Raw genomic sequence first — 24,050 nt, 5'->3', positions numbered from 1 at the left:
GACCCGGTGCGGGTGGCTGCGACGGCGGGGGTGGATGTGCGGACGGCGAACTGGCAGCGGGCCCGGCTGGTGACGATGCTCGGCCTGGACCGGGAGTCCGCGTCCCGGGCCTCCGGAGGCGTTGAGGTGACGACCGTGGCGACGTTCCGTCCGGCTGGCGCCGCGACCACGGTCTGCTCCACCGGGCTGGTGCCGGGGGCCGGGACCGCGGGCACCATCGCCGCCTGGTCGACAACCGTGATCCCGTCCAGCAGCCCAGCCTTCGCGGCCGCCGCCAGCAGTTCGGCCCGGGACGCGGACTCCCGGTCCAGGCCGAGCATCGTCACCAGCCGGGCCCGCTGCCAGTTCGCCGTCCGCACATCCACCCCCGCCGTCGCAGCCACCCGCACCGGGTCCGTGTGGACGGCGAGGGCGCGCAGCACGGCGAGGCGCTGCGGGGTCCGCAACCGGGCATCCCCCGCCGGAAGCGGCTGCGGCACCGTGTGCTTGTTCTTGATGTGCTTGCGGTGACGCTCCAGGGCGGTCATGCCGCCGGCCACCCCGTACGGCTCGGCGAGGGTTCCGTCCGGCATGACGGCGGTCGCCGCGGTGAGGCACTGCACCATGACGGGGCAGCCGAGGCACACGTCGATCGCGGCCTTCTGCCGGGCCCGGCGGGCGGTCTGGTGCTCGCCTCCGTCGTCCGTGGGGTCGGACCAGGCGTCGATCGACAGGCCGGGGTTGCCCGCGGCCTGGGTGGGCTGGTCGGGGTCGGGGGCGCAGCCGCGGTACCGGTAGTGCCGGTGGTCGGTGAGCATGTGGCGGGCTTCGCGTGCAGACAGGGGCGTGGGCATGGTCAGCCCTCCTCGTGCTGGTGTCGGGTGAGTGCGCTGTCGATGACGGTCTCGGCGGCCCGGAGGATGGTGTGTGGGGCGGTCACGGTGGCGAGTTGGTTGGTGAGGTGTTGCCGGTCGCGGTGGTGGGTGGCGGCGGTGATACGCGCTGCGGCGCGCTCCGTGGTGAGAGCGCGCCGCAGGGTCCGGTAGTGGTGGGCGGCGGCCGCGGTGAGGAGCAGCAGGGCGGCCGTCGCGTACGGGCGGTTGGTCACGGGTGCCTGCCGGGCCGGTACTTCTGGACGGGGACTGGCGGCAGCCGGCGTGCGATGCGGGCCGCCTCGTCGAGGGCCTTCCGGTCACGGGCCGCCTGCTCGTCCGCGCTCGGCATGGCCGGTGCGGGCCGGGAGCCGTCTGTCGCGTTGCGGCGGTCGCGGGTCCGGCGGGCGTTCAGCTCCACGGCGCACAGGAGCGCGACGGCGGCGAAGACGGGCCAGATCCAGGCCAGGTTGATGTCGCCCATGGCGGGCCTCCCAAAAGGGTGGTGGGTGGATCCCGCCGTGGGGTGCGGGGAGATGCGGTCAGGCGGCGATAGCGGCGTCGACAGCCGGGGCGTACCGGTCGAGCTCCTCGCCTGTGATGGCCTCGACCAGAGCGCAGACGAGGACCTCGGCTGCGTTCGGGGTGACAGCGTTTCCGTACTGGCGGACCTTGTCCCGCTTCGATCCGAGGACGACGTAGTTGTCCGCGAAGCTCATGGCCCGGCCAATCTCGTGAGGTTCGAGCATGCGGAAGAGGACGTCGTTGATGTCGAGCTCGCCGCGGACGAGGGCGTAGCGGTCGCGGGTGGTGAGCGCTCCGACCGGCTCGTGCACGGTCCGCGGGGCGCCGTTGCCGTAGTACGGGATGAGCATGTGCTCGGAGGTGCCGGCCGGGGCGACGAGGCCGTGGTGGTTCCCGGACGCGGTGACGGTGGCGAGGGACTCGGACACCGGGCGGGCGATGCTGCCGCCGCCGCGGAGCTCGGCGATGAACGGCAGCCAGGCGAGCCCGGTCTCGTTACGGGTGGTCATGGCCCGCAGTGGGGCGTGGGCGGACGCTGCACTCTTCCCCTCCCGGCCCTCAACCGGCACCAGGAGCGGCGGCACGGCCAGGGCCTTCGTCGCTGTGGTGGTCTGCGCGGTGAGCGGCGCGTCCACGGGCCACGTCCGGACGCCGGGCCGCCGCTCGAAGGTGTGGCCCGCGGCCTCCAGGGTGATCGGCCGGGCGAACTTCTTCAGGCCGGCCTCGATGCGGGCGATGGTTTTGTCCGCGAGGGGCTTGGCCCGGTCGCCGATCCGCTGCCCGGGGATGGACCAGTCGATCGCGGCAGCGGCGGGGAGCGCCTCGGGCTCGACGATCTGGTTCCGGCAGGTGGTGTTCGGGCACCGGTAGACGTACTGCTGCCGGTAGCGGCCCATGTCCCGACGGGGGTCCTTGAACACCTGCATGGCCTGGACGACCTTGTCGCATCCGGAGCACCAGGCCCGCGGGCGGAGCCACTTGTCCCAGTCCGGCGTCCGGCCGAGGCTCTCGTGCCAGTAACCGACGTACAGCCGGTCGCGGGACTGCGGCGCGGCGTGCACCGATCGCGGGTTTGCGTGCATGCTGTTGAGCGCGATGATCCGGGTGCGGTAGCCGAGCTTGTGGATCTCGCCGATCCACCGGTCCCACTGGTCCCAGGCACGCACGTCCGTGACGTTCTCGACGATGCCGGCCTTGACCAGGCCGCCGCGCTCCTGGACGCCGCGGAGGTACAGCGGCACCTCCTCCATCAGCGCCCGGGACTCCTCCTCCGCGGACGGCTCCTCGTCCTCCTCGGCTGCCGCCAGCAGGTCGAGCAGGCTGCCCTGCATCGCCCCGACGAAGTCCCGCTTCTTCCCCTTGGCCACGGACCAGTTCGTGCACTCCGGAGACGCCCAGAAGATGTCCGTCACCGGCCAGTCCCACACGGGCGCCTTACGGATGTCGCCCTGGTAGTGGTCGGTGGTCGGGAAGTTCGCGGCGTGGCTCTCGATGGCGAGACGCCAGTGGTTTGCGGCCCGCTCGACGCGGACACCGGGGACGGCGTGGACGCCCTGGGAGGAGCCGCCGGCGCCGCAGAACCAGTCCATGACTGTCAGGGCGGTGTCATCGCTTCTGTACATCAGGCGGCGTTCCTCTCGGTGCTCGTGGTGGCCTTGAGGGCGAGGATGCGGTCCGAGAGGAGCTGCCGGAACGGCATCCACGTCTGATCCGGGCCCTGCACCTGCTGGTCCAGGACGCCGTTCTTGTCCGCGTCCCCCTGGACCTGGACCAGGACCAAGCCGTTGTTCCAGCCGTCCTTGGCCTGGCTCATGAGCCGGTTCAGGTGCGCTGCCTTGTCGTCAGACGGAGGAGCCGCCGGAGCGGGCCCGCCCCGCTGCGCCGATCGGACAGCCTGGGGACGTGCTGCCGACTCGCGGTCCGCCCGCGTCGGCCCACCCAGCTCCGCTGCAAGCTCCGGGGTCAGCTCCACGCCAGGCTCCAGGATCTGGAGGTCGGACGACGTCCAGAGGTTGAGAGCCATACCGAACCGCATGCCAGCGTTCCGGATCGCGTCGCCGATGATCTCCTTGACGGCGTTCGCCCCGTCCTTGCCCTGGGCGTCGCCGTAGCCGATGCGGGTCACTCCGCAGACGGTCAACTTGATCCACATGGCGCGGTTGCCGTCGTACTGCGGAAGACCTACCTGGTCGAGTGCGAGCGGCTCCCAGTTCCAGAAGGGGTCGACGTTCAGCAGCCGGTTGGTTGCCTCCGCGTGACCGATGTAGGCCAGGCAGATATGGGCTTCGGTGACCTTCTGGTTGTTGCACTTCTGGCACCTGATCTCGGTGTGATTGCCGCACACCTTCGGCCAGGAGGACTGTCCCGTGCACGCCTTGCACCACGGCTGCGGCCGGTAGCGGATCTCCCGCCGGTCGAACGGCTCACGGAGCTTGTGCAGGGCCGCGGCCCTCTCCTCGCGGGTGTAGCCGAAGGTGGCCTGGTCTGCCTGCTCCAGCCTCTGTTCCAGGCGGCCAAGCAGGTCGTTGAGCTGGTTCGGGACGTGCTGGGTCTGACCCTCCGCCGTGCTGCTGGCGGGGGCCTCGGTGGCCGTGGCCATGAGGTCTCCTATATGACTGTGATGCGTGCCCGCACGTGCGGCCTGGTTGTCGGCGTCCAGACCGCCGGCGGCAGCAGGACTACTTGATCTCGATGCCGTACTTCGACAGCAGGAAAGACACACCCACCTGCAACGGGCGGGCCGTGAACCCCGCCTCGGCCGCACGCTCCCGGCCCGCCACCATCACCTGCTGGTACAGGTCATCGTTCGGACGGAGCTTGAGCACGACCATGTCGTCCTGGACGTCGGCCGGCCACGACAGCGGGAACGACGCGAAGTTGCCCGCCAGGTAGGCGGCCAGGCCCTCGTTGACGTCCTCCGTCGCAGACCGGCCCGCTGCCGCGGCGGCCTCACGGATCCGGTCCCGCACCTCGCGGGGCACGTTCGTGTTCCGGTCCTTGCCCTGCCCGACCGGCGTGCTGCTGCCGGCCGCGTATCGGCCCACCTGGTACTTGAACGTCAGGTAGTCCAGGGCCGCCTTTGTCGGTTCCAGGCCCATGTCCTTCACCTGCTGGCGCAGCGTGTCGTCCGGGGTGACGTTCAGGTTCTTCAGGACCTTGGGGACCGTGCCCCGTTCCCGGGCGGGGATGTGGGGCGTGTAGGAGCCGTTGACGGTGAGGTCGAAGCCCTCGTTGACGATGTCGGTCAGCGAGTCGCCGGCCGCCTTCGCCGCGGCGTGGAGCTCGTCGCGCAGGGCCTCGGGGACGGCGATGGCCATGTTCTTGCCGCTGGAGATGGCGGGCTTGATGAGGGCCCAGCCGCCGGGGGCGAGGACGGTGTCGACGGCCTGGGCGAGCTGGGGGGCGCCGTTCTCGGACAGGAAGGCGGACGCTTGGGTGAGCTGGCGGCGCAGGTCGTTGTTGGTGGGCACCGTGCGGGGTCCTCTCGGTGGGCGCCCGTTCCGGTGGCGGTTCGGCGGGCGCGTGGGGGCGATTGCCACGCCATTCTCCTCTGCTCGACATGGTGCGCGCCATGGGGTAGGGGGTGTGCGCGCTGCCGGGTTGTCCCGACAGGAAGAACAATACCGTCTAACCCATTGTCTTGGCAATGAGTTTCCGGGTAAGGTTCCCCATGAAGACGCCACCACAGCGCGGGGAGCACACCATGAAGCACACAGGACGGCAGACCACCCACCGGACCCTCACCGACCTGTACCGCTCCCTCGACCGCCGCCACGCCGTCACCATCACCTACCTCGACGACAACGGCGACGAGACCCTCCGCACCATCGAGCCCTTCGACATCCGCACCACCAAAGCCGGCCGCATCCAGGTTCGTGCCATGTGCCGCCTCCGCGGCGACGCCCGCTCCTTCGACCTCGCCCGCATCACCGCCTACACCTGCCACCGCATCGCGTTCGTCCTCGACCGCGAGGAGGCAACGACCCCCGCCGAACAGGTCATCGTGGTCCGCAGCACCGCACAGCTCATCGCCCGCGAACTCGGCCGCGACTACCTCCCCACCCGCCGCATCACCCGCGACCAGACCACCCTCGCCGCCTAGGAGACCGCCATGCGCATCGTCGTCGAGATGACCGCCACCGAAGCCGACGCTGTACAGCGCGACCTCGACGACATCGACTTCGCGAAGATCAGCCCCGACAGCGAACGGCTCCACAACCTCCTCGAAGTCTCCCGACCCGCCCGCACCCGCACATGACAAAGGGCCACCTCCCGACACCGGGTGGTGGCCCTGCACATACGCCGCTCAAGACGCGGACAGCGTAGCCCAAGCCCAGACCACACCTCAACCCCCGGCAACACCAGCCCCCTTACCGCAGGACACTCAACCCATGCCCACACGACGCGAGCCCGCACAGGACGCCCTCGACGGCATGCCCACCCGACCACGCCGCTGGTGCCGCCGCTGTGGAAAGCCACTTGAGGCCAGCATCTCGGTCGCCCGCGGATACGGCCCCGAATGCGACCCCGACACCCGCACCGGCCGCCACGACAACCACACCCCCGACCAAGACGCGATCCCCGGAACATGAGGAGCTGACATGACTGCGAAGACCACCCTGCGAGGCAAGTGCCGAGTCTGCGGACGGGAGTACAAGCTCACCCGCGCCGGCTTCCTTCCCCGTCACTGGGCCCGAGACGACGACGGAAGAGCCTCCGCCGGGCTCCCCGACTGCCGAGGAGTCGGCATGGGGCCTTCCGGACCCCTCAGCGCCGAGGACTAGAAGGCGGCCCCGCGTACGTGCGAAGTGACCGCGGGGCCGCCCCAAGCGCGTGTCCTGTCACGACGCCACGACTGACGCTCCCACGCCCTGCCCGTCCACGCCCGCCAGCACATCCGCCAACGGCTCCACGTCGACCGCCCGGCGCAACTGCTCCATCGTCGTCGGCAGAGGTTCCCAGCCGAACTCCCCGGCCATGATCCAGTTCAACGCCTCCACCCCCCGCGCATACGCCATCCGCAGACCCTGCGCCCGGATCGTGATCCCAGCCGGCCCCGCCTTCGACGCCTGCAACGTCACCCACAAAGCCGACCGGCCACCCTCCAGCGGCAGCGCGTCCACCAGCCCGTCACGGGTCTCCAGCCACCGCTGGACCGCCACCCGCGTACCCTCACGCAGCCCGTACCACGACACCTCCGGCAACGGCGGCAAAGCAGCCACCGCCGCCTCCACCCGGCGCCGCGTCGCCTCCGACCGGGCCTCCAACCGGCCCGCCAGCACAGCCTCCACCGACGACCGGTGCACCTCCGCCAACGCGGCGATCTCATCCACCCGATCCACCGGCCGCTGCCCCCGCCGCCGCACCCGCACAGCCACCAGACCATCCGCCAGGTCACCCATCCGCAGCGCCGCCAGCTCCCCCGACCGGCACCCCGTGTCCAGCACGACCGCGACCATCGCCAGCAGACGCGACCGGTCCGCCACCGTCAGGTGCAGACCCTCCCGCTCCAGCGGACCATCCCCCGCCGCCGACACCAGCCGGCGGTACAGTGCGGCCTGCGCCCTCGGATCCACAGTCGGCTTCAGCTCCACCCGGTTCAGCACCGGCAGCAGAACCGATCCGCCCGGCACCACCAGATCCGCCACCACCCCCAGACTCGTGCGCAGCACCTGCTTCGACGCCAACGGCAACGGCTTTCCGTGGTCCTTCTCCCACCGGCGCAGATCCCCCGCCACCGCCAGCTGCCAGAACGCCTCCAGCTGCTCGTCCTCGAACAGCCGGCGCGGCGACTTCCTCGAAAGGACGGCTTCCGGGACGCTGCCGACCGCCCGGTCGTACATGCCGACCAGCGCCCACAACTGCCGGGCCCGCACGTCCGACACCAGCACCGGCAGGCCGCCGGCACCGCGGATCGGCTCCCGCCCCTCCCACGCCTGCGGGTCCTTCGGCGCGACCCGCTCCACCGCCGCAGCCACACCCCGCACCGACGCATACCGGTAGCTCACGCCCGCTCCTCGCGCCGCTTCGCCTGCACCCTCAGCCAAGGATTCTCCGCCCGCGACTGGGCCCGGTCCAGGTACTCCCGCTTCACCACCGCGGACCCGGGCTTCCACCGGCCCTGCTTCGTCGGGTCCCCGCCAACGGCCGCAATGGCCTGAGCTCCGCCGCGGCGCAGCCCGTGCGCGGTGATCTGCTGCCAGTTCTTCGCCCCTGCACGGTGCGCGCGGCCGCGGACCCAGTCGTTGATGGCGTCACCGGTCACGTAGTTCCCGCGCTCGGTCGCAACAGATCGGTTCTGCAGCGTGCCGCGGGACGTGAGCGCCCGGAAGAACGCCCCCTCGCTCACCCCGAGACGGTGCAGCACAGTCAGCCAGTCCCGGACCGCGGCCACCGGGTCAAGCAGGGGATCCGGGTCCGCGGTCGGCGGAGGAGATCGCGGAGTTCTGCTCGGCGACGTACGGGGTGACGTTCCCGCTGCTGGAGAAGGCCGAGGTGAACGGGGCCGGCCGGCACCCGCTCTACGCGGAGCTGACGCGGACGGCGGACGCCGGCGGCGAGGCCGGTGACGTGCAGTGGAACTTCGAGAAGTTCCTCGTCTCCCCGCAGGGCGAGGTGACGCGCTTCCGGCCGCGCACGGAGCCGGAGGCGCCGGAGGTCGTGGCGGCCGTCGAGGCGCTGCTCGCCGCCTGAACCGGCGGCGCCCGGGGCACGGGCGCCGTGCGACGACGGCGCCCCCCGGCACGGCCGGGGGGCGCCGTCGTGCCGGGCCGGTCAGCGGATGGGCATGCCCGCCAGGGTGCGGGCGATGACCAGGCGCTGGATCTCGCTGGTCCCCTCGAAGATCGTGTAGATCGCCGCGTCGCGGTGCATGCGCTCGACCGGGTACTCCCGGGTGTAGCCGTTGCCGCCGAGGATCTGGATGGCCTGCGCGGTGACCTTCTTGGCCGTCTCGCTGGCGAACAGCTTGGACATGGAGCCCTCGGCCGAGGTGAACGGCTTGCCAGCGGTCGCCATCCAGGAGGCGCGCCAGACCAGCAGCCGCGCCGCGGGGCGCCGTCGTGCCGGGCCGGTCAGCGGATGGGCATGCCCGCCAGGGTGCGGGCGATGACCAGGCGCTGGATCTCGCTGGTCCCCTCGAAGATCGTGTAGATCGCCGCGTCGCGGTGCATGCGCTCGACCGGGTACTCCCGGGTGTAGCCGTTGCCGCCGAGGATCTGGATGGCCTGCGCGGTGACCTTCTTGGCCGTCTCGCTGGCGAACAGCTTGGACATGGAGCCCTCGGCCGAGGTGAACGGCTTGCCAGCGGTCGCCATCCAGGAGGCGCGCCAGACCAGCAGCCGCGCCGCGTCGATCTGTGTGCGCATGTCGGCGAGCTGGAAGGCGACGCCCTGGTTGTCGATGATCGGGCGGCCGAACTGCTCACGGGTCTTCGCGTACTCGAGGGCCTCCTCGTACGCGGCGCGGGCCGTGCCGACGGCCATGGCGCCGACGGCCGGGCGGGACGCCTCGAAGGTGGCCATGGCGGCGTTCTTGACCCGCTCGCCGCCCGTCCTGGCGCGCTCGCGGGCCCGTGCCAGGCGCTCGTCGAGCTTCTCCTTGCCGCCGAGCAGACAGTGGCCGGGCACCCGGACGTTCTCCAGGACGACCTCGGCGGTGTGCGACGCACGGATGCCGTGCTTCTTGAACTTCTGGCCCTGGGACAGTCCGGGGGTGGCGGGGGGCACGATGAAGGAGGCGTGCCCCTTGGAGCCGAGCTCCGCGTCGACGGACGCGACGACGACGTGGACGTTGGCGATGCCGCCGTTCGTGGCCCAGGTCTTGGTGCCGTTCAGCACCCACTCGTCCTTGGCCTCGTCGTAGACGGCGCGGGTGCGCATGGCCGACACGTCGCTGCCCGCGTCGGGCTCGGAGGAGCAGAAGGCGGCGACCTTGACGTCGTCGGCGTCGCCGTACATCTGGGGGATCCAGGTGCCGACCTGCTCGTCGGTGCCGTTGGCGATGACGCCGACGGCCGCGAGGCCGGTGCCGACGATCGACAGGGCGATGCCGGCGTCGCCCCAGAACAGCTCCTCCATCGTCATCGGGATGCCGAGGCCGGTGGGGTCGAAGAACTGCTGGGCGTAGAAGTCGAGGGAGTAGATGCCGAGCTTCGCCGCCTCCTGGATGACGGGCCAGGGCGTCTCCTCGCGCTCGTCCCACTCGGCCGCGGCGGGGCGCATGACGTCCTTCGCGAAGCCGTTCAGCCACTCACGGACCTGCTTCTGGTCCTCGTTGAGATCGAGCGTGAACTCAGCCATGTCCCCTCCAGCACTATGGCGCCGACCAGCGCGTTACTTGCGGTAACGACGAGTCTGTTACCGATGAGTAGCACCTGTCAACCGAGGCGGCCGGATGACCGGTCGCGGCAGGTGGGTGTTACCTTGCGCGTCACGCATTCGCAAGGGCGGGGAGACACGGACATGGAGACCACGCAGCAGCAGCGGTCGGCGGACGACCGGCGCCGGGAGCTGCTCGAGGCGGCGGACCGGGTCGTGCTCCGGGACGGTCCGCAGGCGTCCATGAACGCGATCGCCGCCGAGGCGGGCATCACCAAGCCCATCCTCTACCGGCACTTCGGCGACAAGGGCGGACTGTACCGCGCCCTCGCCAAGCGTCACACGGACGCGCTGCTGCGTGCGCTCCAGGTGGCCGTGGACGCCCCGGCCGACCGGCGCGAGCGGGTCGCCGGCACGCTCGACACCTACCTCGCGGCCATCGAGGCGCGGCCGCAGGTGTACCGCTTCCTCATGCATCCGGCCGAGGGCGCGTCGAACTCCTCCGAGCAGGGCTTCGACGTCGGGCTCCACTCCGCTCCCCTGCTGCGCCGCCTCGGCGAGGAACTGGGGAAGGTCGTCGCCGACCGCGTCGACCTCGGCCCCGCCGGCGACATGGTGGCCCGGATGTGGGGCCACGGGATCGTCGGCATGATGCACGCCGCGGGCGACTGGTGGCTCGGCGAACGCCCGTGCACGCGGGCGGAGCTGGTGGAGAGCCTGACCGACCTGCTCTGCGGCCGGCTCTTCGACGCGCCCGACCGGCAGGGCGGCCCGGGCTTCTGACCGGCCCCGGTGCATGACGCGCCGACCGCCTCTCCTGCCGCCGGCCGGGCGTCAGCGCTCCCGGAGGAGGGCCAGGCGCTCGTCGGTGGACCAGGACGACTTGCGTGCCGCGCGGGCCAGCCGGGAGCGGCGCCGCGCGGACAGGCGGTCGGCGTAGACCAGGCCGTCCAGGTGGTCGCACTCGTGCTGGAGGCAGCGGGCGAAGAATCCCGTGCCCTCGATCCGGACGGGGCTGCCGTCCATGCGGACACCCTCGACGACGGCGCGGTCGAACCGCTCGGTGGGCGCCTCCAGACCCGGCAGGGACAGGCAGCCCTCGGGTCCGCGCACGGTGACGCCGTCGGCCTCGGCCAGGCGCGGGTTGACGACGTGCCCGAGGTGGCGGACGTCCTCGTCGTCCGGACAGTCGTACACGAACACCCGCAGCCCCACGCCGACCTGGTTCGCCGCGAGGCCGACCCCCTGGGCCGCGTACATGGTGGCGAACATGTCCTCGACCAGGCGCGCGAGGTCCGCGCCGAAGTCGGTGACGGGCTCGCAGGGGGCGTGCAGCACGGGATCGGCGAGCAGGCTCATGGGCCTGACCAGTCCGGAACTGCCGGGGATCGGCCGGTTTCGCATGGCGCCAGCCTACGTTCCGGTGTGACCTCCACCTTTCCGACGGTGCCGCGGTACGGCGGCCGGAGAAGACATCGATAGGCTGAGTGCGGACCGATGCAAGGAGGATCAAGGACGATGTCAGGCAACTCGGAGCTGACGCCGCGAGCCAAGCTGGCCGTGACGGCGGGCAAGGCCGCGGCCGCGGTGTCGCGTGCCGCCGGGCGCGGCAGCGGATCGGTGATCGGCGGCCGGGTGGCGCTGAAGCTCGACCCCGACCTGCTGGGGCGGCTGGCGCAGCACCTGGACGTGGTCCTCGTGTCGGCCACCAACGGCAAGACCACCACCACCCGGCTGATCGCCGAGGCGCTGCGCGCGGCCGGCCCGGTCGTCTCCAACGCCCTCGGCGCCAACATGCCCGCGGGCATCACCTCGGCGCTGGCCGGCGGCTCGGACGCCCGGTTCGGCGTGATCGAGGTCGACGAGAAGTACCTCGCCGGAGTCGCGCGCGACGTGACCCCGAAGGCCATCGCGCTGCTCAACCTCTCCCGCGACCAGCTCGACCGCGCGGCCGAGACCCGGATGCTGGCCGAGAAGTGGCGCGAGGGCCTCGCCGGCGCGAAGGCGACCGTCATCGCCAACGCCGACGACCCGCTGGTCGTCTGGGCCGCCTCCTCGTCGCCGAACGTCGTGTGGGTGGCCGCCGGGCAGGAATGGAAGGACGACGCCTGGTCCTGCCCGTCCTGCGGCGGTGTGATGCAGCGCCCCGGGGACGACTGGTTCTGCGGCGAGTGCGGCTTCCGCCGCCCCGCGCCCAGCTGGGTGCTCAGCGGCGACCACGTGCTCGACCCGCACGGCAGCGCCTGGCCGATCCACCTCCAGCTGCCGGGACGCGCCAACCGGGCGAACGCCGCCACGTCGGCCGCCGTCGCCGCCTGCTTCGGCGTGCCGCCGCAGGTCGCGCTGGAGCGCATGTACCAGGTGCAGGCGGTGGCCGGCCGGTACGACGTGGTCTCGTTCCTGGGCCGTGACGTGCGGCTGCTGCTGGCGAAGAACCCGGCCGGCTGGCTGGAGACGTTCTCCCTGATCGACCCGCCGCCGACGCCGGTGATCCTCTCCGTCAACGCCCGCGGCGCCGACGGCACCGACACCTCGTGGCTGTGGGACGTGGACTACACCCGGCTCGCCGGCCACCCGATCTACGTGATCGGCGACCGCAAGCTCGACCTGGCGGTGCGCCTGGAGGTCGCGGGCCTCGACTTCCGGGTCTGCGAGAGCGTCGACGAGGCCGTGCAGTCGGCGCCGGGCGGGCGGATCGAGCTCATCGCCAACTACACCGCCTTCCAGGACGTACGCCGCCGGGTCGGCAACTGAGCAGCGGACGGACGAAAAGGACCATGAGAATGAGCGACAGCAGCCTCCGTCTGGTGTGGGTCTACCCGGACCTGCTCAGCACCTACGGCGACCAGGGCAACGCCCTCGTCGTCGAGCGCCGCGCCCGGCAGCGCGGTCTCGACGTGATGCGGATCGACGTGCGCAGCGACCAGCCGGTGCCGACGTCGGGCGACATCTACCTGATCGGCGGCGGCGAGGACCGGCCGCAGCGCCTCGCGGCCGAGCGGCTGCGCCGCGACGGCGGGCTGAGCCGCGCGGCGTCGAACGGCGCGATCATCTTCTCGGTGTGCGCCGGCTACCAGATCCTCGGCCACGAGTTCATCAACGACCTCGGCGAGCGGGAGCCGGGCCTCGGGCTGATCGACGTGATCTCCACCCGCGGCGAGGGCGAGCGCTGCGTCGGCGACGTCCTCGCGGACATCGACCCGCAGTTCGGCCTGCCGCAGCTGACGGGCTTCGAGAACCATCAGGGCATCACCCACCTCGGCCCGACCGCGCGCCCGTTCGCGCGGACGGTCATCGGACGGGGCAACGGCACCGGCGACGGCACCGAAGGCGCCTACAACGACACGGTGTTCGGGACGTACATGCACGGTCCCGTGATGGCCCGCAACCCGCAGATCGCGGACCTGCTGCTGAAGCTGGCCCTCGATGTGAACGCCCTGCCGCCGACCGACGACCGCTGGTACGAGGCGCTGCGCGCCGAGCGGATCGCCTCGGCGACTCAGCCGGCCTGAGGCCCCGCCGGACACTCCTCGGCACCGCTCGCGGGCGGTGCCGAGGAGTGTCCGGGGAGCCGTCCGGAGCGTGTCCGGGAGCTGTCCGGGGGGCTTTGCGGAGGCCGCCCCGAGTCCGTTCCGGGGCCCAGACGAGAGGCCCTCTCGCTCACCCGAGCACCCATTCCGACGGCCCTTCGCTCACCTGAGCGAGGGGCCGTTCGGCCGGGTCCCACCAGGCGGACGCCGGTTTAGGAACGGGCCCCGCGCGCCGGTAGGGTGACAGGGATCCAACCGGACGACGTGGTCCGGGAGTCGGCCCACGTAGTAAAGGTTTCCGGGCTATGCGCATTGGTGTGCTCACCTCCGGCGGCGACTGCCCCGGTCTGAACGCCGTCATCCGTTCCGTCGTGCACCGTGCCGTCGTCGACCACGGCGACGAGGTCATCGGGTTCCACGACGGCTGGAAGGGCCTCCTGGAGTGCGACTACCGCAAGCTCGACCTCGACGCGGTGGCCGGCATCCTCGCCCGCGGCGGCACGATACTCGGCTCCTCGCGGGTGCAGCCCGCGCACCTGGTCGACGGTGTCGAGCGGGCGAAGGGCCACGTGGCCGACCTCGGCCTCGACGCGATCATCCCGATCGGCGGCGAGGGCACCCTCAAGGCCGCGACCCTGCTGTCGAACGCGGGCCTGCCGATCGTGGGCGTGCCGAAGACCATCGACAACGACATCGCCTCGACCGACGTCACCTTCGGCTTCGACACGGCCGTCGGCGTGGCCACCGAGGCGCTGGACCGGCTGAAGACCACCGCCGAGTCGCACCAGCGCGTGCTGATCGTCGAGGTCATGGGCCGCCACACCGGCTGGATCGCGCTGCACTCGGGCATGGCCGCGGGCGCCCACGCGATCGTCGTGCCGGAGCGGCCGTTCGACATAGAGGAACTGACCGCCATGGTCGGGGAGCGCTTCGAGAAGGGGAAGAAGTTCGCCATCGTGGTCGTCGCCGAGGGCGCCAAGCCCCGTGAGGGCTCGATGCAGTGGGACGAGGGCGGCAAGGACATCTACGGCCACGAGCGCTTCGCCGGTGTGGCCCGGCAGCTGTCCGTGGAGCTGGAGCACCGGCTCGGCAAGGAGGCCCGCCCGGTCATCCTCGGCCATGTGCAGCGCGGCGGTACGCCGACGGCGTACGACAGGGTGCTGGCGACCCGCTTCGGCTGGCACGCCGTGGAGGCGGTGCACCGGGGCGAGTTCGGGATGCTCACCGCGCTGCGGGGCACCGACATCACGATGGTGCCGCTGGCCGAGGCGACGCAGACGCTGAAGACCGTGCCCGCCGACCGCTACGCCGAGGCGGAGTGCGTGCTCTGACCCGGACGGCCGTCCGACGACGTGCCCCCGGCCGCGACCGCGGCCGGGGGCACATCTAGTCTGGTCCGGACAACAGGCACGAATCGGGAAGCCCTCGGGGAGTACGCAGATGGACCACAGCGGGCACGGCATGACCATGGATCTGCCGCCGTTCACGCTGGGACGGGGGCTGGCGTTCTCGCCCGATCCCTTCTTCCTCGTCGGCTGTCTGCTGGCCCTCGGCCTCTACGCCTGGGGTGTCGTTCGGCTCCGCAGACGCGGCGACGCCTGGCCGGTGAGCCGGACCGTGCTGTTCACCGCGGGTGTGCTGAGCGTGGCGCTGGTGATGTGCACCAAGCTGAACGACTACGGCATGGTCATGTTCAGCGTGCACATGGTCCAGCACATGGTGATCAGCATGCTCTCGCCGATCGTGCTGCTGCTCGGCGCCCCGATCACCCTGGCGCTGCGCGCGCTGCCGGTCGCGGGACGCGGCCGCAAGGGGCCGCGCGAGCTGCTGCTGATGCTGCTGCACAGCCGCTACATGCGGGTGATCACGCATCCGGTGTTCACCATCCCGCTGTTCATCGCGAGCCTGTACGGGCTGTACTTCACGCCGCTGTTCGACTTCCTGATGGGCTCGAAGCCGGGTCACATCGCGATGATGCTGCACTTCCTCGCCGTGGGGCTGGTGTTCTTCTGGCCGATCATGGGCGTGGACCCGGGGCCGCACCGGCCCGGTTACGTGATGCGGATGCTGGAGCTCTTCGCCGGCATGCCGTTCCACGCGTTCTTCGGCATCGCGCTGATGATGGCCACCGAACCGATGGTGAAGGCGTACGAGAACCCGCCCGCCTCGCTGGGCATCGACGCGCTCTCCGACCAGAACGCGGCCGGCGGCATCGCCTGGGCGTTCAGCGAGATCCCGTCGGTGCTGGTGCTCCTCGCCCTGGTCTTCCAGTGGTACCGCTCCGAGCAGCGCGTCGCCAAGCGGCGCGACCGCGCCGCGGACCGTGACGGGGACAAGGAGCTGGAGGCGTACAACGCGTACCTCGCCTCGCTCCAGGCGCGCAGCAGCCGCTGACGCCGCTCGGCTCCGCCGGTGCCCGGGGGCGCCGGTGAGGCCCGGGGAGTAGCGCCGGGGCCGTCCGGGGGGCGACCATGGTCCCGACGGTCCCCGCCGTCGGAGGAGGGCGCAGATGTCCGGTTCGACGAAGACGATGGGAGTGCTGACCGTCGGGGCCCTGGTGCTCGTGACGGCGTACACCGCGGCACTCGGCAGCAACGGCTGGCTGTGGTTCGGCTGGGTCGTGCTCGGCCTGACGACGATCGGTGTGGTGTCCTCGCGCCGCACCTGAGCACGGCGGTCCCGCCCGCGCCCCGGCGGGGGCGGGACACCGGCGGCGGTCAGAAGCGGAAGAGCGCGCCGGTGGCCGTCGACAGCTCACAGGCGTTGGCGAAGGTCTTGTGCCAGGCGGTCGGTCTGCCGCGCCACGCCCCGGTGGCACTCACCGTCACGGGGTCGTACTGCTTGGTGCACGGGTGCGGGTCGCCGGAGAGCCGGTCGAGATCGCCGCGGGCGGCGTCCAGGGCGGCGCAGGCGCCGGCCGCGTCCGGGTGCGGGCCGCTCGGCTCGGGGCTGCAGTGCAGCAGGACACCGCGGATCCAGGAGCTCTCCGCTCCGGACACCGTCAGGAACAGCCCCCGGGGCGGGGCGGGCTTCTCGGCCGCGGACACGGCGGCCGCCGTGTCCGGTGCGGGCGACGCCGCGGCCGCCGGGACGGCGGCGGCGACGGCGAGGAGTGCCGTCGCGGCGAGGGCTGCGGTGCGGTGCATCCGGTGCTCCTGGCAGGGGAAGCCGGCTCACGGCCGGGCGAGGGGGCGGATCTGATCCGTGGGCGGTGCCCGGCGGACAAGGAACCGTCACCGCCCGGCGCGGCGCAACGCGCCGCGCCGGGCGGTGGTGCGAACGAATACGCCGGATTGGTCCGTACGGCCGTCCCTGCCGGTCCTCCCGCCGCCCACCCGCCCGCCGCCGTCCGGTCCGCCCGCCGCGGGTGGACGCAGTGCCGGCGGCCCCCCCGGCCACCCCCTGCGCACGCGCGACGTCAGTGGGTGTGTCCGTCGCCCTCCCGGTCCGTGCCGTGGCCGGGCTCCTCCTGCTTGCCGGGCGCGACGGCCCCGTCGGTGGTGACCGTGAAGGCCGCGGTGCGGACCGTGTCCTCGTGACGGAAGTCGAGGAACAGCCGGTACGAGCCCTTGGAGGGGGCGGTCGCGGAGAAGGAGATCTCGGGACCGGGCCGGGTGGCACCGTCCCCGGGCTCCCCGCCCGGGTGGACGTGGAGATAGGCGAGGTCCCCCGCGCGGAGCGCCACCAGGTGCCCGTAGGCGCCGAGATACGGCTGGAGATCGGTGACCGGCCTGCCGTCCCTGCTGACACTCAGCGTGAGCTCCCGGGACGTTCCCGGACTGAGGGACCCCTTCAGCGTGACCTCGTACCCGTCGACCCTCGCCGTGGTGGACGGGCGGGGAAGCGGGGCCGGGTCGGCGGCGCCGGAGACGGCGAGGTCGGCGCCGAGGGTCAGGCCCTCGGGGGCGCCCGTACGCGGCACGAAGTCGGCGAACACCCGGTAGCCGCCGGCCTCGGGCAGGGCGACCGGGGTGGACCAGGTGCCGTCGGCGGCGCGCCGCGGGTGGAGGTGGCGGTAGGTGGAGAGGTCGCGCGAGGCGACGATCAGGTGGAGTTCCTTGCCGTGTTCGCGGCGGTAGTCGGTGACCGTGCGACCGGTCCGGTCGTCGGTCACCGTGAAGCGCAGTTCGGACGGGCGGTCGGCGGTGATGCGCTGGGTCCGCAGGTCGAGGGTGAAGCCCTGGTCGGAGATCGTGAGGCCGCCCGGTACCGCCGCCGCGCCGTGTTCGCCGGTGTGCGCCGTCCCGGTCTCCCGGCCCGCTTCCGGCTGCCCCTCGGGGCGGTGGACGGTGTGCTGCGGCGGCTCGGCCTCGGCGACGACGGGGCCGACGCCCTGACCCACGCCGTACGCCGTCCCGAAGGCCGCGGCGAGCGCGGCCGCGAACGCCGTGATCCTGGCACCGGTCCTCATGACCCACTCCTCGCTCGGAGCCGCTCCTCTCGCGGCCCATGCCCCAACCATACCCCCTGGGGGTATGACGTCAAGGCAGGAAACCGCACGTGGTATACACCTGAGGGGTATACGGGGCCGATGGCCGCCGCGACCTGCGGTTACGGCTGCTTCACCGAGTCGAGATGCGCGAAGACCACCACGTTCTCCTTGTAGTCCTTGGCCTTGCGGTCGTACTCGCCGCCGCAGGTGATCAGTCTCAGCTGCGCGTCCGGGGTGTCCGCGTACACCCGCTCGTTCGGGAACGACGCCTTGCTGAAGTTCTCGACCGAGTCGACGACGAAGGTCGCGACGGAGCCGTCCGCACGCGCGATGTCCACCGTGTCGCCGGCCTTGAGCGTCGGCAGCAGCAGGAAGACCGCCGGCCCGGTCCTGGTGTCCACGTGACCCGCCACGATCGAGGCGCCCACTTCACCGGGGGTGACCCCTTCCTGCCACCAGCCGACCAGGTTGCGGTCGTCGGGCGGAGGGGCGTCGAGCATCCCGGACGCGCCGACGGACAGGCCCATGAAGGGCGCGTCGACCGCGATCCGGGGGATCCTGATCCGCTCCGGTTCGGACCTCGTCAGGGAGAGCGGTTCCACGACGGGGGTCGCCCGGCTCTCGGCGGCCGCGTCGGGGGCCGCCGGATCCACGGGGGGCCTGCTCGCGGGCGCGGAGGCGACGGGCCCGGCGGAGGGCTTGGCGTCGGTGGTGGTGCCGAAGGAGTTGTAGATCAGCAGGAAGCCGAGGAGCGCCGCCACCGCGGGCCCGAGCAGGGCACGGGCGAGCGAGCGGGAGGTGACGGGGGGCTGCGGGGAGGAGTGGTGCGGGGCCATGCGGACGTCGTACCTTTCGCTGCCGGAAGGGGATGCCTGGGGGTGAACGGACGTCGCGGCCGCCGTCCGGAAGGACGACGACCGCGACAAGGGCGTCCTCGGGGAGCGATCAGGCGGCGGTGCCGCTCACACCGCGGCGGCGCATCACCATCGCGCCGGCGCCGATGCCGCCGAGCAGCAGGACCGCGCCCGCGGCGAGACCGCCGCCGGAGAGGGCCGTGCCGCCGCCACCGGTGTGCACGCCGCCCTTGGGCTTGTCGTGCTTCCAGGACTTCTCCTCGTCGCCCGACTCCTTCTGCCACGTGCCGGAGCCGGACGACTCCTTCTGCCACGCTCCGGAGCCGGTCGACTCCTTGCCCTCGCGGGCCGTCTCGTCACCCGACACATCGGCCAGCGCGCCACCACCGGCGTGGACGCCGCCGTGCGGCTTGTCGTGCTTCCAGGACTTCTTCTCGCCGTCCGACTTCTCCTCGCCGTCCTTGCTCCAGTCGTCACCCGACACACCGGCCAGCGCACCGCCGCCGGTGTGCACACCGCCGTGCGGCTTGTCGTGCTTCCAGGACTTCTTCTCGCCGTCCGACTTCTCCTCGCCGTCCTTGCTCCAGTCGTCACCCGACACACCGGCCAGCGCGCCACCGCCGGTGTGCACACCGCCGTGCGGCTTGTCGTGCTTCCAGGACTTCTTCTCGCCGTCCGACTTCTCCTCGCCGTCCTTGCTCCAGTCGTCACCCGACACACCGGCCAGCGCGCCACCGCCGGTGTGCACACCGCCGTGCGGCTTGTCGTGCTTCCAGGACTTCTTCTCGCCGTCCGACTTCTCCTCGTAGCCGGAGGTGTCGGAGTCCTCCTTGGAGTGCGTGCCGCTGCTGGACGACGCGTCCTTGCCGGTGTCGTCCGTGAGGGCCATGGCGTACGCGGCCGGTCCCGAGACCGTGAGGGCCGCCGTGGCGACGGCCGAGGCAAGCAGAATGCGGGCAGAGCGCATGGTGGAGCCTTTCCTTTCGTCGCGGCTGCGCGAGCCGGCATGTCGTCGGCTCATCGGATCGCAGGGGCGACGTGAATCACCGTCAGCCCGATACCGGGAGCGCACCACCGGAGCGTGCGGCATCCGGGTCACGGTGTGGGCTCCCCGAGTGACGCGACATCACTTTTCACCCGGCCGACCCCACGCCGCGCCGCGGCGATGTTTGACGCCGGACCGCGCCGGTCCGCCCCGTCCCCTCCGGCACGTCCGCGCCCGCCGGACGGCGCCGGGGCCGGGGGCGGGCGCCACGGATATGGACCGGTGATCAGGCAACCCTTTGGCCCTGTGGAAAGGGCCATGGAGGGGGCAAGGTGGAAGGACCCTGAACATCGCGGAGGTTCCTCGTGAGTGTCGCGTTCCTGCTCACCACCCTGATCGTGGTGGTGACCCCGGGCACGGGCGTGGTGTACACGCTCGCCGCCGGGCTGTCCCACGGCCGGCGGGCGGGTGTCGTCGCCGCGTTCGCCTGCACCGTCGGGATCGTGCCCCATCTGCTGGCCACGGTCACCGGGCTGGCCGCGCTGCTGCACACCAGCGCCGTGGCCTACGAGACGGTGAAGTACCTGGGCGTCGCCTACCTGCTGTACATGGCGTGGGCGACGCTGCGGGACAAGGACGCGCTCGTCCTGGAGCGGGAGACCGCGCCCCCGCCCGCCGGCCGGGTCATCGTCTCGGGGGTGCTCATGAACCTGCTCAACCCGAAGCTCACCCTGTTCTTCGTCGCCTTCCTGCCGCAGTTCGTCCCCGGCGGCGGACACGGTTCGGCACGGGACCTGCTCGCCCTCGGCGGCGTCTTCATGGGCATGACCTTCGCCGTGTTCACCGCGTACGGCCTGTGCGCGGCGGCCGTGCGGCACCGCGTGCTCGCGAGGCCGCGGGTGACGGCCGGCCTGCGCCGGGTGTTCGCCGCGAGCTTCGTGGGCCTGGGCGCCCGGCTGGCGGTGGCGTGACCATGCGCTTCCGCCACGCCGACGTCATCTGGTCCGACCACCCCCGGCTCACCGCCGGCGCGCTGAGCGCCTCCGGTGTCGACGCGGCCGCCGACGCCGGTGCCGTCGTCGACGCCCACACCGCCCGCGCCGCGGCACGGCTGGCGGACGCCACCGAGAGCGAGTTCCCCGAAGTGCTGGCCTGGCGGCGGACGTTCGCGTCCATGGGTCTGCGGCCGACGCAGTACCGGTGCGCGTCGGAGTCACTGCTGAGACGGCTCCGGAAGACCGGCACCCTGCCGCGCATCCACCCGGTCGTCGATCTGTGCAACGCGATCTCGGCCGCCCACGCCGTGCCGGTGGCCGTCCTCGACGCGGACCGGATCGCCGCTCCCCTGCTGGAGGTGCGCCACGCCACGGGAGAGGAGCACTACGAGGATTTCGGCGGCGCCGTGGACCGTCCGGCGGCGGGCGAGGTGACGTTCGCCGACTCCGCCGGGCGGGCGCACGCCCGGCGCTGGACGCACCGCCAGAGCGGTCACTCGGCGGTCGGCGGGCACACCCGCCGGATCCTGGTGGTGACGGAGGCGATGCACGAGGGCGGCGCGGAGACGGTGCCGCGGGTGCTGGAGGCCGTCGCCGCCGGACTGCGCACGCTCTGGCCCGCGTCCGGCCCCGTCGCCTCCCTCCTGACGCCGTCCGCGCCCGAGTTCGCGTTCGGCGCCTGAGCCGTGCCGCGGCGACGGGGGCGGCCGGCGGCCCGCGACGGGGGCGGGCCGCCGGCCGGGCGCCGCGTGGCACCATGGGGCCGGTGAACTCCGAGGAACGGGCGGGCACCCAGGGCTCCGACTTCCTTCAGCTCGACGCCGGGGACGCCCCCGCCGGGGGCAAGGCCGACTGGCTGGCCGGGCGGCTGCGGGAGGCGATCGCGGACGGCCGGCTGGGCGTGGGCACCCGGCTCCCGCCCACCCGGGTGCTCGCGGACGACCTGCGCCTGTCGCGGGGCGTGGTCACCGAGGCGTACCGGCGGCTGAGCGAGGACGGCCATGTCGAGGGGCGCCGGCGCGGTGGCACCGTGGTGGTGGCCGTGCCGTCGCTGCCGCCGCAGGGCCGCCGGGAGGGCCCCGAGGTCCGGGGCCGGGCGGCGGCGCACTCGCTGTTCTCCGGAGAACCCGGCGCCGGCGTCTTCGACGCGCTGCGTGCCGCACCCGCACGGATCGACCTCACCCCCGGACGGCCCGATCTCGCCGCCTTCCCCCGCACGGCGTGGCTGCGCGCCGAACGGGCGGTGCTCGCCGGACTGTCCGCCGGCGACCTGGGCTACGGGGACCCCTGCGGCGCCGCACCGCTGCGCCGGGCCGTGGCCGCGTGGCTGGCCCGCAGCAGGGGCATCCGCCTGGAGGCGGACGACGTCCTGGTCGTCGCGGGCACCGCGCAGGCGCTCACCCTGCTCCACCCCGTGCTCAGGGCGGACGGCGTCGACACGGTGGCGATGGAGGACCCCGGTTCGCTGGGGTCCCGTCAGCATCTGCTCCACGGCGGTCTGCGGGTGCGGCCCGTACCGGTCGACGGTGACGGCGTCCGGGTCGACGCACTGCGCGCGACGGGCGCCCGCGCGGTCCTGCTCACGCCCGCCCACCAGTTCCCGACCGGTGTGGTCACCAGCGGCGAACGCCGCCGGGAGCTGCTGCGCTGGGCCGAGGACGGCGGGCTGATCCTGGAGGACGACTACGACGCCGAACACCGCTACGACCGTCCGCCGGTACCTGCGCTGCGCGCGCTGCTCGCCGACCGGGTCTGCTACATGGGCAGCGTGTCCAAGCTGCTGGCCCCGGCGCTGCGCATCGGCTGGATGGTGCCGCCGCCGCGGCACCGGGCCGCGCTGAGGGACGCCAAGCGCTTCAACGACCTGGGCAACGCGGTGCTGCCCCAGCTGGTGCTCGCCCGGCTGATGGACTCCGGCGACCTGGAACGGCATCTGCGGCTGCTGCGCGGCCGCCACCGGAGGCGCCGCGACGCGATGATCGCGGCGATCGCCGGGCACCTGCCCGGGGCCGTGGTGCACGGGGCGGCGGCCGGGCTGCATCTGACGGTCACCTACACCGCCGGCGTGCCCGACACCGAGCTCGCCGCGGCCGCCCTCGACCTGGGCGTGAAGTGCCAGCCGCTGTCCTGGCACCGCCGGCTGCCGGGCCCGCCCGGCCTGGTCCTCGGCTACGCGGCGGGCCCGCAGGGAACCCTCACGGAGGGGATCGCCGCCATCGGCCGTGCGCTGCGCGCCCTGTCCTGACCGCCGCCGTCCGCGGGCGCCCGCTCCCCCTGGGTCACACCGGGCAGCGGTCGGACAGCCAGGCCACCGCGGCGGCGTCCTGGTCGGGGCCGCCGCCCTCGTGGTCGTTGAAGTCGTAGACCTCGATCTGCTTGTCGGCGTGCGCCCAGGCGTTGTAGGCGGCGAAGACGGTGGACGGCGGACAGGTGCGGTCCTCCAGGGCGGTGGAGAACAGCGCCGGCGCGGTGGCGCGGGCCGCGAAGTGGACGCCGTCGAAGTAGGAGAGGGTCTCCAGCACCTGCCCGGTCCGCCCGCGGTGCGCCTTCAGGTAGTCGCCGATCTCCCGGTAGGGACGGCGGTCGGTGAGCGTCGTGGCGCGCGGGAAGTCGCACAGGAACGGCACGTCGACGACAGCCGCGGAGAGGTCGGGCACCAGCCCGGCGACGGCCAGCGCGATGCCGCCGCCCTGGCTGGCACCGCCGACGGCCGTACGCGAGGCGTCGGTCAGCGGATGGGTCCGCGCGGCCTCCACGGCCCGTACCGCGTCGGTGAACACCCGCCGGTAGAAGTAGTTCTCCGGCGACTCGACGCCCCGGGTCATGAAGCCGGGCACGGAAGGCCCCGTGCCGACGGGGTCGGGTGTGCCGCCGCGGGTGGTGCTGCCCTGGCCCCGGGTGTCCATCACGAAGTGGGCCCGTCCGGTCGAGGCCCACAGCAGATGCGTCAGGGGCAGGCCGCGCCCGCCGCCGTACCCGATGAAGCTCACCATCAGGGGCAGCGGGCCGTCGGCCGCGGCGGGCAGGACCAGCCAGCCCTTGACGGGGTGGCCGCCGAAGCCGTTGAAGGTCACGTCCGACACGGACAGCGTCCGCAGCCCGGTGTCGACCGGCTCGAACCGCGCGTCCAGATCGTGCTGCCGGGCCTCCTTCAGCGTCCGGTCCCAGAAGTGGCCGAAGTCCGCCGGGGCGGTGGACTCGCTGCGGTACGCGCGCAGCCCGGGGAGCGGAAGGTCGAAAAGTGCCACGGTGCCTGCCTCGGGGGTCGGGTCGGGGAACGAGCGGTGATACGGGTGCCGTACGGGCGCGGACAGAAAACCCTTTCACGCTCCGATCGGCATCGTGCCCCGCGCCTGGAGGCCGCGTCAATGGAGGGCGAAGAGAGCGGGCGGCACCGACAGAACGCACGGGAACAGGCCGTATGCCGACCGCCGACGCGACGGCCCCGCACCGGCCGCGGGCCGCGCCGCGGTGCGCGCCCGACCGAAGATCTCCTCATGCGTGAAAGCGCTTGCTACGCTACTGGGGCCCCCGCCGGGGTGCGGGGCACACCCCCGCCC

The 24,050-nt window shown here is 72.6% G+C and carries 27 protein-coding genes and 2 pseudogenes; 13 read left to right on the top strand and 16 right to left on the bottom strand.

Going from position 1 to position 24,050, the window contains the following annotated elements; genetic code table 11:
- From EAO77_RS40445 to EAO77_RS27650, 6 genes are all read right to left on the bottom strand, one after another.
- On the bottom strand, positions 1 to 833 hold an 833-nt coding region (locus EAO77_RS40445; protein ID WP_261994155.1), incomplete at its 3' end, for a WhiB family transcriptional regulator.
- A gap of 2 nt (positions 834 to 835) precedes the next feature.
- Positions 836 to 1,087, bottom strand: a complete 252-nt coding sequence (locus EAO77_RS27670) for a hypothetical protein (RefSeq protein WP_147990965.1) — start codon at positions 1,085 to 1,087, stop codon at positions 836 to 838.
- Positions 1,084 to 1,335 (bottom strand): hypothetical protein, encoded by a 252-nt coding sequence (locus EAO77_RS27665; RefSeq protein ID WP_147990964.1) that lies wholly within the window; start codon positions 1,333 to 1,335, stop codon positions 1,084 to 1,086. Before EAO77_RS27665 ends, EAO77_RS27670 begins: the two co-directional genes overlap by 4 nt.
- Before the next feature lie 58 nt (positions 1,336 to 1,393).
- Positions 1,394 to 2,998 carry a DNA cytosine methyltransferase gene (locus tag EAO77_RS27660; RefSeq protein ID WP_147990963.1) on the bottom strand — a complete coding sequence of 535 codons (1,605 nt, stop codon included), beginning with the start codon at positions 2,996 to 2,998 and terminating at the stop codon, positions 1,394 to 1,396.
- Entirely contained in the window at positions 2,998 to 3,975 is a 978-nt protein-coding gene (locus EAO77_RS27655; protein WP_147990962.1) for a hypothetical protein, read from the bottom strand. Before EAO77_RS27655 ends, EAO77_RS27660 begins: the two co-directional genes overlap by 1 nt.
- A gap of 79 nt (positions 3,976 to 4,054) precedes the next feature.
- Entirely contained in the window at positions 4,055 to 4,846 is a 792-nt protein-coding gene (locus EAO77_RS27650) for a hypothetical protein (RefSeq protein ID WP_147990961.1), read from the bottom strand.
- A gap of 233 nt (positions 4,847 to 5,079) precedes the next feature.
- On the opposite strand from EAO77_RS27650, the gene EAO77_RS27645 reads away from it, so the two are divergent.
- The 3 genes from EAO77_RS27645 (at position 5,080) to EAO77_RS27640 (ending at position 5,968) form a co-directional block, all read left to right on the top strand.
- On the top strand, positions 5,080 to 5,478 hold the full coding sequence (locus tag EAO77_RS27645; protein WP_187283421.1) for a WYL domain-containing protein: 399 nt from the start codon (positions 5,080 to 5,082) through the stop codon (positions 5,476 to 5,478).
- Between the two features lie 9 nt (positions 5,479 to 5,487).
- Positions 5,488 to 5,634, top strand: a complete 147-nt coding sequence (locus EAO77_RS38900) for a hypothetical protein (protein ID WP_187283420.1) — start codon at positions 5,488 to 5,490, stop codon at positions 5,632 to 5,634.
- A gap of 133 nt (positions 5,635 to 5,767) precedes the next feature.
- Positions 5,768 to 5,968, top strand: a complete 201-nt coding sequence (locus EAO77_RS27640) for a DUF6011 domain-containing protein (protein ID WP_147990959.1) — start codon at positions 5,768 to 5,770, stop codon at positions 5,966 to 5,968.
- A gap of 249 nt (positions 5,969 to 6,217) precedes the next feature.
- Here the strand turns inward: EAO77_RS27640 and EAO77_RS27635 are convergent, their stop codons facing one another.
- Together EAO77_RS27635 and EAO77_RS27630 are read right to left on the bottom strand one after the other, a co-directional pair.
- Positions 6,218 to 7,384 carry a site-specific integrase gene (locus EAO77_RS27635; protein WP_147990958.1) on the bottom strand — a complete coding sequence of 389 codons (1,167 nt, stop codon included), beginning with the start codon at positions 7,382 to 7,384 and terminating at the stop codon, positions 6,218 to 6,220.
- Positions 7,381 to 7,725, bottom strand: a complete 345-nt coding sequence (locus tag EAO77_RS27630; protein ID WP_261994154.1) for a hypothetical protein — start codon at positions 7,723 to 7,725, stop codon at positions 7,381 to 7,383. Before EAO77_RS27630 ends, EAO77_RS27635 begins: the two co-directional genes overlap by 4 nt.
- Before the next feature lie 68 nt (positions 7,726 to 7,793).
- On the opposite strand from EAO77_RS27630, the pseudogene EAO77_RS27625 reads away from it, so the two are divergent.
- Positions 7,794 to 8,069, top strand: a pseudogene (locus tag EAO77_RS27625) (glutathione peroxidase); the annotation flags it as partial.
- Between the two features lie 81 nt (positions 8,070 to 8,150).
- On the opposite strand, the pseudogene EAO77_RS27620 reads toward EAO77_RS27625, so the two are convergent.
- Both EAO77_RS27620 and EAO77_RS27615 read right to left on the bottom strand, forming a co-directional pair.
- Positions 8,151 to 8,435, bottom strand: a pseudogene (locus tag EAO77_RS27620) (acyl-CoA dehydrogenase family protein); the annotation flags it as partial.
- A 14-nt stretch (positions 8,436 to 8,449) separates the two neighbouring features.
- On the bottom strand, positions 8,450 to 9,676 hold the full coding sequence (locus tag EAO77_RS27615; protein ID WP_147990957.1) for an acyl-CoA dehydrogenase family protein: 1,227 nt from the start codon (positions 9,674 to 9,676) through the stop codon (positions 8,450 to 8,452).
- Between the two features lie 162 nt (positions 9,677 to 9,838).
- Between EAO77_RS27615 and EAO77_RS27610 the strand changes: the two genes are divergently transcribed.
- Positions 9,839 to 10,477, top strand: coding sequence for a TetR family transcriptional regulator (locus tag EAO77_RS27610; RefSeq protein ID WP_147990956.1), 639 nt, complete (start codon positions 9,839 to 9,841; stop codon positions 10,475 to 10,477).
- 51 nt (positions 10,478 to 10,528) lie between these two features.
- Here EAO77_RS27610 and def read toward each other — a convergent pair whose 3' ends face one another.
- Entirely contained in the window at positions 10,529 to 11,098 is a 570-nt protein-coding gene (gene def, locus EAO77_RS27605; RefSeq protein WP_147990955.1) for a peptide deformylase, read from the bottom strand.
- Positions 11,099 to 11,212: 114 nt separating this feature from the next.
- Here def and EAO77_RS27600 point away from each other — a divergent pair, with 114 nt between their 5' ends.
- From EAO77_RS27600 to EAO77_RS38895, 5 genes are all read left to right on the top strand, one after another.
- Positions 11,213 to 12,448 carry a MurT ligase domain-containing protein gene (locus tag EAO77_RS27600; RefSeq protein WP_147990954.1) on the top strand — a complete coding sequence of 412 codons (1,236 nt, stop codon included), beginning with the start codon at positions 11,213 to 11,215 and terminating at the stop codon, positions 12,446 to 12,448.
- Between the two features lie 29 nt (positions 12,449 to 12,477).
- Positions 12,478 to 13,206, top strand: a complete 729-nt coding sequence (locus EAO77_RS27595; protein WP_147990953.1) for a type 1 glutamine amidotransferase — start codon at positions 12,478 to 12,480, stop codon at positions 13,204 to 13,206.
- A gap of 323 nt (positions 13,207 to 13,529) precedes the next feature.
- Positions 13,530 to 14,555, top strand: coding sequence for a 6-phosphofructokinase (locus EAO77_RS27590; protein ID WP_147990952.1), 1,026 nt, complete (start codon positions 13,530 to 13,532; stop codon positions 14,553 to 14,555).
- Between the two features lie 109 nt (positions 14,556 to 14,664).
- Positions 14,665 to 15,618 carry a cytochrome c oxidase assembly protein gene (locus EAO77_RS27585; protein WP_147990951.1) on the top strand — a complete coding sequence of 318 codons (954 nt, stop codon included), beginning with the start codon at positions 14,665 to 14,667 and terminating at the stop codon, positions 15,616 to 15,618.
- Between the two features lie 115 nt (positions 15,619 to 15,733).
- Positions 15,734 to 15,892 carry a hypothetical protein gene (locus EAO77_RS38895; RefSeq protein WP_187283419.1) on the top strand — a complete coding sequence of 53 codons (159 nt, stop codon included), beginning with the start codon at positions 15,734 to 15,736 and terminating at the stop codon, positions 15,890 to 15,892.
- Positions 15,893 to 15,941: 49 nt separating this feature from the next.
- Here EAO77_RS38895 and EAO77_RS27580 read toward each other — a convergent pair whose 3' ends face one another.
- The 4 genes from EAO77_RS27580 to EAO77_RS27565 form a co-directional block, all read right to left on the bottom strand.
- Positions 15,942 to 16,370, bottom strand: a complete 429-nt coding sequence (locus EAO77_RS27580; RefSeq protein WP_187283418.1) for an SSI family serine proteinase inhibitor — start codon at positions 16,368 to 16,370, stop codon at positions 15,942 to 15,944.
- A 272-nt stretch (positions 16,371 to 16,642) separates the two neighbouring features.
- The gene (locus EAO77_RS27575) at positions 16,643 to 17,635 is read right to left on the bottom strand and encodes a hypothetical protein (protein ID WP_147990950.1); all 993 of its coding nucleotides are present in this window, start codon (positions 17,633 to 17,635) and stop codon (positions 16,643 to 16,645) included.
- 140 nt (positions 17,636 to 17,775) lie between these two features.
- A complete protein-coding gene (locus EAO77_RS27570) occupies positions 17,776 to 18,492 on the bottom strand; it encodes a class F sortase (RefSeq protein ID WP_147990949.1) in 717 nt (238 codons plus the stop codon).
- Positions 18,493 to 18,601: 109 nt separating this feature from the next.
- Positions 18,602 to 19,477: a hypothetical protein gene (locus EAO77_RS27565; protein WP_147990948.1), complete on the bottom strand. Its 876-nt coding sequence runs from the start codon at positions 19,475 to 19,477 to the stop codon at positions 18,602 to 18,604.
- A gap of 383 nt (positions 19,478 to 19,860) precedes the next feature.
- On the opposite strand from EAO77_RS27565, the gene EAO77_RS27560 reads away from it, so the two are divergent.
- The 3 genes from EAO77_RS27560 to EAO77_RS27550 all read left to right on the top strand — a co-directional run bounded on the left by EAO77_RS27560 (position 19,861) and on the right by EAO77_RS27550 (position 22,735).
- Positions 19,861 to 20,466, top strand: a complete 606-nt coding sequence (locus EAO77_RS27560) for a LysE family translocator (RefSeq protein ID WP_147990947.1) — start codon at positions 19,861 to 19,863, stop codon at positions 20,464 to 20,466.
- A gap of 2 nt (positions 20,467 to 20,468) precedes the next feature.
- Positions 20,469 to 21,173, top strand: coding sequence for a B3/4 domain-containing protein (locus tag EAO77_RS27555; RefSeq protein ID WP_147991060.1), 705 nt, complete (start codon positions 20,469 to 20,471; stop codon positions 21,171 to 21,173).
- 74 nt (positions 21,174 to 21,247) lie between these two features.
- Positions 21,248 to 22,735, top strand: coding sequence for a PLP-dependent aminotransferase family protein (locus EAO77_RS27550; RefSeq protein ID WP_147990946.1), 1,488 nt, complete (start codon positions 21,248 to 21,250; stop codon positions 22,733 to 22,735).
- 34 nt (positions 22,736 to 22,769) lie between these two features.
- On the opposite strand, the gene EAO77_RS27545 is transcribed toward EAO77_RS27550, so the two are convergent.
- Positions 22,770 to 23,738 carry an acetylxylan esterase gene (locus EAO77_RS27545; RefSeq protein ID WP_147990945.1) on the bottom strand — a complete coding sequence of 323 codons (969 nt, stop codon included), beginning with the start codon at positions 23,736 to 23,738 and terminating at the stop codon, positions 22,770 to 22,772.
- Positions 23,739 to 24,050: the final 312 nt, after the last annotated feature.

It is taken from the genome of Streptomyces sp. T39 (genome assembly GCF_008042045.1).
In the GTDB taxonomy this organism is placed as follows: Bacteria; Actinomycetota; Actinomycetes; order Streptomycetales; family Streptomycetaceae; genus Streptomyces.
Note: the sequence above shows the minus strand (reverse complement) of the source record. Positions and strands in the feature narration are given on the sequence as shown.